Origin of the sequence: Nodularia sp. UHCC 0506 (assembly GCF_034931045.1) — a bacterium.
Taxonomy (GTDB): domain Bacteria; phylum Cyanobacteriota; class Cyanobacteriia; order Cyanobacteriales; family Nostocaceae; genus Nodularia.
Genome location: NZ_JAYGHH010000012.1, coordinates 1 through 9998 on the forward strand (window position 1 = coordinate 1; position 9998 = coordinate 9998).

General features: G+C 40.3%; 5 protein-coding genes. 2 read left to right on the forward strand and 3 right to left on the reverse strand.

All coding sequences use genetic code 11. The annotated features are described in order from the left end of the window. Window positions 1-1237: hypothetical protein (locus VB654_RS10010; protein ID WP_323213574.1), on the reverse strand; the 1237-nt coding region annotated here is incomplete at its 3' end. 314 nt (window positions 1238-1551) lie between these two features. Here VB654_RS10010 and VB654_RS10015 point away from each other — a divergent pair. Both VB654_RS10015 and VB654_RS10020 read left to right on the forward strand, forming a co-directional pair. Continuing rightward, a complete protein-coding gene (locus tag VB654_RS10015; RefSeq protein WP_323213575.1) occupies window positions 1552-2784 on the forward strand; it encodes an FAD-dependent oxidoreductase in 1233 nt (410 codons plus the stop codon). Window positions 2785-3028: 244 nt separating this feature from the next. Further along, window positions 3029-3556 carry a single-stranded DNA-binding protein gene (locus tag VB654_RS10020; RefSeq protein ID WP_323213576.1) on the forward strand — a complete coding sequence of 176 codons (528 nt, stop codon included), beginning with the start codon at window positions 3029-3031 and terminating at the stop codon, window positions 3554-3556. Between the two features lie 141 nt (window positions 3557-3697). Here VB654_RS10020 and VB654_RS10025 read toward each other — a convergent pair whose 3' ends face one another. Both VB654_RS10025 and VB654_RS10030 read right to left on the reverse strand, forming a co-directional pair. Further along, on the reverse strand, window positions 3698-6313 hold the full coding sequence (locus VB654_RS10025) for a DNA polymerase III subunit alpha (protein ID WP_323213577.1): 2616 nt from the start codon (window positions 6311-6313) through the stop codon (window positions 3698-3700). A gap of 292 nt (window positions 6314-6605) precedes the next feature. Further along, a partial coding sequence (locus VB654_RS10030; RefSeq protein WP_323213578.1) for an ATP-binding protein occupies window positions 6606-9998 on the reverse strand: 3393 nt, incomplete at its 5' end.

The following is a 9998-nucleotide window of genomic DNA, read 5'->3' on the forward strand; positions in this document are numbered from 1 at the left end:
TCACATCCAAGTTAGCAAGATTCAATAATCTATTCCTTGCGGACAAATCTAGTAAACTGGCTTTCCATTTCTGAAACCGCTTTTCAACTGAGTCTGGTAACTTTTCTTTTGGTTTCTCTGGGGTAAATGGTTCAACTTCACCATTTTTCTGAGTTAATGCAGCTTGTTTTAAAATTTGTTTAGCTAAACTGGTAATTTCTTCATATTCTAGTTCAGGGTTTTCAACTGCTTTCATCCGAATTGGTAAAGGTTTATAAGGTTTATGATGATTACGACAGTTAATAATATCCACTGCTCCAATTAAGGGAGTATTATTCAGATAAGATAAAGCTTTATCTATTGCTTCTTCAAAGCTAGGTTGTGGATACGTTGCATAAGAACTAGAATCAAAGACTAATAAAGCTTGAGACTTACAATAATTAATTAATTGCAATATATTATTTATAATGAGGCCGTTATTAAGTTTTTCTTCTTGTAACCAAACTCCAATAAAAGCATGACCTTTAACAATAATTAATAAGGGATGTAAACCTATCTGTTCTAAGCAGGAACAAGCCAATACTGATAAATCAAGGCAAGTTCCCATTTGGTCTTGTAATACTTGATCCGCAAATCTAATTTTTTGATAATTATCAAAAGACGCTGGTGGGTTAATATAAGAAATTCCCAACTCTTTGAATGTTTCATATAAAGCTTTGGTCATTTTATAAACTTTTTCAGGGCTTCCGGTTTGATATCCTGATAAAGAATTATCTTTTGTATTTGTTTTTAATACTTCTCTAACTTGTTTAAGTACCTGCATAATTACAGGATGATTGGGAGTCACAAAACAAGCCAATAATTCTAAATAGAAGTATAAGTTACTTAGATTAAAATCGTTATAGGCTAATAATGTAACTTCTTTTTTATATTTTGCAAGAGTTTCATCGCCTTGCTTAACGCTACATTCTAAGACAATTCTTTCAGATTCTAAAGTTGTCGCCAGTCTGCCAGGCGGTAATCTAATATCAATAACCTCAATTTTATGCTCATCTCCTCCATGAAGTCTGGGAATGTTTATATATACTGCTTCTCCAAGATCAGGATATAAAGCTACTTCTAATATTGCGCCTTCTAAAGGCGAAGAATCATGATTACAAATAGTTACATAACTAACTAGAGGTACTCCTGACTGTTCAAGGGCGAAACTAAACAAATCTTTATGTTCTACCTTGAGTTCAATATTTTGAGGTGTCATAGCTTGTATAGTATCTTTTGATTCACTGATAGAAATTATTATACAACTTCTAATTAGTAAAAAGTTTACCTCAAATCTCATGCTAATTACGGAATCATCAAAGCCTGGAAGAGGCGAAAAACATCAGTTAGCAGGAAAATCTTAGAGGACAAACGTTAGGGGGATGATCCTATAAAATATTTTCTGGCAAAATAAAATCAAAAATTAGGATTTTTAAATCTCTACCAAAAAGATTCTTAGCTAGATTTGTCCCCTTTTGCTGCTTCCTCTTGACAAAAGTGCAATTACCTTAAACTTTTAGGAAGGGTTTGATCATGACTACCGAATTAACTGAAAATCCTGCCCATGAAATTTTAGACGTAACAACTACCGATTGTTGTATTGTCGGTGCTGGGCCAGCCGGGGCGGTTTTGGCTCTACTTTTAGCACGTCAGGGCGTTTCTGTAACCTTGTTAGAAGCGCATAAAGATTTTGACCGCGATTTTCGGGGGGATACTATTCACCCCTCTGTCATGGAAATTATGGAGGAGTTGGGGTTAAGCGATCGCCTGTTACAATTACCTCATGCAAAAATGCACCGTGTGAGAGTTCGCACTCCTGAAGATACCGTCACCTTAGCGGATTTTAGCCACCTCAAAACCCGTTACCCCTACATCACCATGATGCCCCAGGTGAAATTCCTGGAGTTCATCACCCAAGAAGCGGCAAAATATCCGCATTTTCACTTAGTTATGAGTGCAAATGTGCAGGAATTAATTGCGGAAAATGGTGTAATTCAAGGTGTGCGCTATCGGCAAAGCGGCGGCTGGCATGAAGTCAGGGCTATACTGACAGTAGGTGCAGATGGTCGTCACTCACGCTTAAGACAACAAGGTGGTTTTGAATCTATTCAAGCATCGCCGCCAATGGATGTTCTCTGGTTCCGTTTACCTCATCAGCCAGAAGACCCAGAGGGAGGTATAGGAAACGTTGCTCAAGGTCGGATTGTGGCTATGCTGGATCGTGGTGATGAGTGGCAACTTGCTTATGTGATTCCTAAAGGTGGTTATCAGCAAATTCGCGCTGCTGGGTTGGAGGAATTTAAAAAATCTGTTGTGGAAGTTGTGCCAAGTTTAAGCACCCGTATAGACCATTTACAAGATTGGTTACAGGTATTCTTTCTCTGTGTAGAATCCAGCCTCGTTAAACGTTGGTATCGTCCAGGACTGTTACTCATAGGTGATGCGGCTCATATTATGTCCCCAGTGGGGGGAGTGGGCATTAATTATGCCATTCAAGATGCTGTCGTAGCGGCTAATATTCTCAGTCAACCACTGAAAAACAAACACATTGAATTGAGTGATTTAGCCAAAGTGCAACGCCAACGGGAATTACCTACCCGGATTATTCAAGGATTTCAGGCTTTAATTCAGAAACGAGTCTTAGCCCCCGTTCTCAAATCACAGCAGACTTTTAAGCCTCCGGTTTGGTTACGGTTGCCTATTTTACGCGACCTTCCGGGGCGGTTGATTGGCTTGGGGATTTTTCCAGTCCATGTCAAAACTTAATTTGCAGTATTTTTTCTGCTATCTAATGGTATACTTGTACTACTCATGCAGAAATCAATGCTCGTTTCAGTCAGGCGAAGTGGCGAATAGTATCCTAAATACTGTTCAAAGCGATCGCTTGGCTTTTATGCTAGAAAAGACCCAAGCTGAAAGTGTTGTCAGGAATTTATTCAGGCAAATTACAAATATTTAGCTAATAAAACCCTTATTTCCCACACAGTATTTTTACAGTCAGGAGGATTTAATGAATAGCTGCGTTTTAATGGCAGAAATCATTCAAGAACCACAGTTACGCTACACTGCCGAGAACTTAGCCATCACGGAAATGTTGGTGCAGTTTCCTAATTCTCAGCGCGCAGAAGACCAGTTAGTTACCTTAAAAGTGGTGGGCTGGGGGAATATGGCTACAGAAATTCAGCAAAATTATCATATAGGCGATCACGTCCTTTTAGCCGGACGTTTAGGAATGAATACCGTTGAGCGTCAAGAAGGTTTTAAAGAAAAACGCGCTGAGTTAACAGTACAGCAGATTCAAGCTTTGGGAAGTGGTTTTAACCCATCACCATCAGTCACCACAACACCCGTACAATCGCCATCCCCAGCAGTGCCATCGTCTAATATCCATCCAGTCACCGCACCGGCTACAACACCCATTAGCGTTGCACCTCAGCCGACAAATTTCGTCCCCACACCCCCACCCCAAAATCTTGAGCGCACCAATTATCCTCCAGTGAAAGAGCAAGAACCAGACCCGGATGACATACCTTTCTAAATAGTAGGAATTGGGGACTAGGAAGCTACGGTGTACACACAAGTTAAAAAACCTGTGATAACGCACCGAAGTTACGCTACGCGACAACACACCCTACAAAAACAGATTTGGGGTAATTCAAGGTCTAAATTCCTCATTACCCTAAATTTGCAGCAAATCTAACTCCTGTGCAAATATTTCATCAATCGGTAACATTTGCCCGTCAGTAGTCATAAATTTATGGTCTTTTGTGGCGCGAATCGTTGAACCATCTTCTAAAGTATATTCAAATACTTCTTGTTCTCCCCGATGATGCCACTGTGCAATTGGTTGAGTATAAACATTACCATTACCATCAACACTGTATACATTACATTCAATTGCTTTTTCGACAATCTCCCCAATGGGCTTCAAGCCATATTCTACTGTTAAAATCTCTGTATCATAGCTTAAACAATATTCGGCAAACTTCAACATTTGCTCAAATAATTCATCGGCTACTTGTTTTTTTACGCCATTCTTAGCCGCACCATCTACAAATTTTTCTCGCTGCTTCTGCATCTCAGAAACTTTCTTTTTACCCATTGCGCGGCGTAGCAAGTCGGCTTGTCCTAGAGAATACCCAGCCATATCTTGAGCAATTTTCATGATTTGCTCTTGATAAACCATAATTCCATAGGTTTCATTTAATATCGGTTCTAAAATAGCACTCTGGTAATCTATTTTTTCTCGACCATGTTTGCGGTTAATAAATTTGGGAATTAATCCAGCATCTAAAGGGCCTGGTCGATACAGTGCCAAAATTGAAGAAATATCTTCAATATTAGAAGGTTTTAAATCTCGGACTATCTGACGCATTCCCGAAGATTCTAATTGAAATATTCCTTCTAATTCCCCAGCTTCTAAAAGTTCGTAGGATTGTTTAACATCTTTGGGTAGGTTACTATGTTCACCTTTGGCTAGAATTTTTTGCGCTTTTCTTTCCTGACCTGTAATTTCATCTGGGTCAATGCGATAGCCTTTAGTTTCTTCAATTAAATCTATTGTCCTTTGAATTAGGGTCAGGTTGCGTAACCCTAGAAAATCCATTTTTAACAAACCCATTGATTCCAAATCTTCCATGAAATATTGGGTAATCACTGAGCCGTCATTATTCCTCTGAAGCGGTACAATTTCATCTAAAGGGTCAGCAGAAATTACTACACCGGCTGCGTGGACACCAAAGGTTTTGTTAGTTCCTTCAATGCGGATAGCCATATCTAGCCAATGGCGCACATGGGGATTATTGTCATATCTTTCTTTAAATTCCGGGGCTGGAGTTTTATCCGAAATCATCACTTTCAGTTTGGTGGGTTTACCCCGCACTACTGGAATTAATTTCGCCATTTTGTCTGATTCCCCATAGGGAATATTCAAGACTCTGGCAACATCTTTTAATACAGCTTTGGAAGTAAGACGGTTAAATGTGATGATTTGAGCAACTCTATCTTTTCCATATTTTTCAGTTACATATTCAATCACTTTATCACGTTTTTCAATGCAGAAATCCGTATCAATATCAGGCATTGATTTACGTTCTGGGTTCAAGAATCGCTCGAAGAGTAAGCCATGATGTACGGGGTCAATATTGGTAATTTTCATGGCATAAGCCACCAAAGAACCAGCCGCAGAACCCCGACCAGGCCCCACAGGAATATTATTATCTCTGGCAAATTTGATGTAATCCCACACGACTAAAAAGTATGTAGAAAAACCCATTGTTTGCAGCATTTTTAATTCATATTCCAATCTGTCTTTATAGACTGGATCAACTTCGCTGCGGGATTTGCGATTTAACCTTTCTAATAATCCGTTCCAAGCTACTTCTTCGGCGTAAGTGTCGGGTGTATGACCAGAGGGAATGGGTGGGGTAGGAATTTGAGGATCACCCATAATATTATAAACTCCCACTTTATCGGCTACTTCTTCAGTGGTGGCGATCGCCTCGGCAATGATATCATCTGGTAAATGGTCACGAAATAGCTGCTTCATCTCATCGGCAGATTTGAGATATTCTGTGCCGCTATAACGCATCCGTTTATCTTCACTAATTAGCTGTCCAGTTTGAATACATAGTAAAGCGTCGTGTGCTTCGACATCAAAACAAGAGATAAAATGAGAATCGTTAGTAGCAATAAATTTAATATTTAATTCCCGCGCAATTTTAACAATTTCAACATTAACAATACGGTCTTCTTGGGAACCGTGGTCTTGAATTTCTAAATAATAATCATCACCAAATATTTCTTTATACCATTTAGCAACTTTCCGGGCTGCATCTGGTCGATTACTAAGGATAGCTTGAGGGATTTCTCCACCTAAACAAGCACTGGTGACTATTAAACCTTCCCGATATTGTTGGAGTAAATCTTTATTAATACAAGGACGAGAAAAAATGCCTTTACCTTGGACACCTTCGAGGTGAGAAATTGTGGTAATTTTAACTAGATTTTTGTAACCTTGAGTATTTTTAGCTAAAACGACTTGATGATATTTAGGACGGCGTTCTTGTTTAGTGATATCGCCGTTAATCACATACATTTCATTGCCAATAATTGGCTTAATACTTTTACTACGGCAAATTTTAATTAATTCTACCGCACCATACATAACACCGTGATCGGTGAGAGCGATCGCCTTCATCCCCAAAGATATCGCATGATCGACCAATTCCGGTAGCTGACTGGCTCCATCGAGTAAACTGTAATCACTGTGAATATGTAACGGCACAAAGGACATATAATAATTCTCCAAGCACAAACTGATAAGACTGCAATATAGCGTTTTCTAGTTTAGTGAGGAACAAGAACCCCACCCCCAACCCCGCAAGCGAAGAGGGGGCTATGATATAGCTTATATGATTACGAATTAGGACTTACGCATAATTCAGGGAAAAACGAACCGCAGAGGCGCAGAGTAAACAGAGAAATCAGGTTTTGAGAGGTTTTTGCGTAAATCCTACGAATTACGAATTACGAACTACGAATTACGAACTACGAATTACGTTCGCGTAGCGTTTCCGCAGGAAATATTACGAATTACGAATTACAAGACTCGCCACCACTGTAGCTAACTCAGCCGGTTCAATGGGTTTGGGTAAGTGTAGCTGATATCCTTCTTGAATAGCTCTTGTCCGGTCTTCTGCTCTAGCATAAGCTGTTAATGCTGCGGCGGGAATTTTACCGCCTTTTTCTGGTGGTTGCGATCGCACCTTCCGAATTAAAGAATAACCGTCTTCTTCTGGCATAGCAAGATCACTGACTAAAACATCTGGTTTCCAGTCTAAAATCACCTGTAATGCCTCTGAAACCGATTTTACTGCTTTAACTTCAGCTTGACACTGTTGCAGTACGGTATTGATAAAATCGCAAGTGTCAATCTCGTCATCTACAACCAGCACCCGCACACCTAAAAGAGAGGGAATTGGGGACAAATGAGCAAAATCTACATTGTTCGGACTATCTGAATCAGAAATAACTCCCTCTCTTTGCAATAACAGGGGTAACTTAACTGTAAAAGTTGCGCCTTGCTCTTCACCCAGACTATCTACATGGATAGTCCCGCCATGCAATTCTACTAAATGATGAACTATGGCTAAACCTAATCCTAAGCCGCCATAAGACCTCGTACTAGAACTATCGGCTTGACGAAAGCGGTCAAAAACATAAGGGAGAAATTCCGGCTTGATCCCAATACCTGTATCCTTAACTTGAATCTGAGCATAGCTAGTCATGGTTCTGGGTAATTCTTGACCATGATTAATACTCACAGAAAGGCTAATTTCTACCCTGCCGCCAGTAGGTGTAAATTTGATCGCATTAGATAATAAATTCCAGATGATTTGTTGTAAACGCTCAATATCACCAGAAACTAAAAATCTTGCCCGATTCTGCTGCATTTCTAGAGAAGGAATCCAGGAAAATCTCAAATCAATTTCTTTGCTTTGGGCGGCTAGATGGACTGTTTCAATGGCTGACTCTATTAAAGGAACCAAATCGCAAGTACAAACATTAAGATGTAACTGCCCTCTAATCATCCGGGAGATATCTAGCAAGTCTTCCACCAATTGGGTTTGCGTCCTCGCATTGCGTTCAATAGTTTCCATCGCCCGTGCTATTTGAATATCGCTGAGTTTACGCGATCGCAATAACTGCGCCCAGCCGAGAATAGCATTGAGAGGCGATCGCAACTCATGAGACAAGATCGCCAGAAACTCATCCTTCATCCGGTTAGCTGCTCGTAATTGCTCAGTTTGCTGCTGCAAAGAATCAATTAAACTTGCTCTTTCCATAGCGATCGCAATTTGATCACAAACGGCTTGCATCATACCTCTTTGATTTTCACTAAAGCGATCGCAACTGCGACTACCAAAACAAAGAGTACCCAAAAGCCGTTCTGATGCTCTTAATGGGTAACTATAATAAGCTGTAATTCCTAAATCCCGAATTAATGCTGTTTTGGGATCATCGGATTGCTGAACATTTTCTATATATATCGGATAACTTTCTGCGGCTACAGTACCGCACACTGATTGACCCAAATTCAGCCACTCATATTCTTTGGCAATCTCCTCAGAAAAGCCTGTGAAAGATGCTAGGCGCATTACCTGAGAATTTTCCTCAACTAAATAGTTAAAGTAAACATCTAAACCAATCTGCTCGGCCAGTTTTTGGTAGAAATTGTGAATCAATGCTAATGGCTGCTGACTGGATAACAAATCGCTAGCTGTGTTAAATAGCAGCTGTAACCTTTTATAATTTAATGTTCTAGCTTTTTCTATTTCCTTGAGATTGCTAATATCTTGGAAAGCTGCTACAGAGGTAGCTGGATGACCGTGCATTGCTGGGAGGATATTAGAAAATATTCTTATAGAGCGTACAAACTCTGTCGTGTGCCAGTCCATCTCTAATCCATCCAAACGTTCTCCACGGGCTATCCGCGCCCCTGGCATTTGGTCATTAGGGATGCGATTTCCTGCCGTATCTGTACAGTAATATGCTGTGTGATATTCTTCCACTGGTACACCCTTGGGAAACTCACCTCCAGCTAATTCATCCACCGCTCTATTAGCAAAGATTACCCGCCCCTTTTCTGGTTCAATAAATAGTAATGGTAGAGGCATCATGTTTAAGACATCTTCCAGCCATTTTTGCTGGTTTTGGATTGTTTCCTCTACCTGCTTCCGTTCGGTAATATCTATAAATGCGCCAACACTACCTCTGCTGTTACCCTCTTCATCAAATAACGGCGCGACGTGTTCTAGTAACTTCAAGACTGTGCCATTGTCATGGACTATATCCAGTTCACAATTGAGAATTTCCACTCCATGAGCAGCAGAGTACTGCATGGGTAGTTCTTCCGGTAATAATTCTCTACCCTCACGGTAAACTTTAAAATTAGTCGGTCTTTCTGGAGTGGGCGCGCTCAGGGAGGCATTATCATCTGGTGATACCCCCAATTGTTGAGCCAAACAGGGGTTAGCTCTAATAGTTTTACATTCCGCATCTTCAGCAATGCCAATACCAATGGGGATGACTTGAAATAAAGTTTGTAATTCAGCAATGCGGCGCTGTAAATCCTTGTTTAGCTGTATTACTTTTTGTTTTGCTTCCTTGCGTTCGCTTAAGTCGAGAATGAATACCACTGATTCTTCACGATTTTCGCCTACCAAGACGTAACCGACTAAAACCGGAATCCGCCTACCATCTTTGTGAATATATTCTTTTTCATAGGGAGTACAAGCACCGTTAGAACTTCCTTGGGCTTCAGCGATTCCTTGCTCATCTAAGTATAAATGCTCTGGTGGTGTGATATTTTGCCAACTTAACTTGCCTGTTAATAAATCCTCACGGGTGTAGCCAATCATCTGTAAAAAGGCTTCGTTTGCTTCATGAATACCCCCATACACATCACCAAACTTAATCCCAATCACATTAGCATCTACAAAACTTCTGAGTTTTGCTTCATAAGCCCGGAGTTTTTTTTGCGCCTCATCATGTTGACGACACAGGCGTGTAATTACGGCTGAACTTTGCCAGATAAAAATGGTAAAAATTACAATTAAGATGATGGCAAACAGCGATAAAGCAAAAGCTGAACCATATTTTCCGGCTAATTGGCCTTGGAGGATTAACCAGCCTAAAACTAATGGTATAGCGATCGCGGCCAGCAATAAACGACGCGCAATTAAGCCACCGTAGGTATCACTCATGACTACCTGCATTAATCCCTTATCTGGACGAGTCCACAGAATCCCTAGACAAAGTACAATAAAGGTTAATCCTGTATGTAATGCCATTAATGTTGTGTATGAGGCGATAAGGGAGAAAATTTGGACTTTATAGGCATAGCTAATGAGTACCTGTAAAGAAATTAAAGCTATTATCAAGGCGATAATTTGCACATACCAATAAGTCCGGCAATT

What these genes read in the sequence shown, in the direction of transcription:
- VB654_RS10020 (WP_323213576.1), top strand. Translation starts at nt 3,029, where the DNA reads ATGAATAGCTGCGTTTTAATGGCAGAAATCATTCAAGAACCACAGTTA.
- VB654_RS10025 (WP_323213577.1), bottom strand. Translation starts at nt 6,313, where the DNA reads ATGTCCTTTGTGCCGTTACATATTCACAGTGATTACAGTTTACTCGAT.
- VB654_RS10015 (WP_323213575.1), top strand. Translation starts at nt 1,552, where the DNA reads ATGACTACCGAATTAACTGAAAATCCTGCCCATGAAATTTTAGACGTA.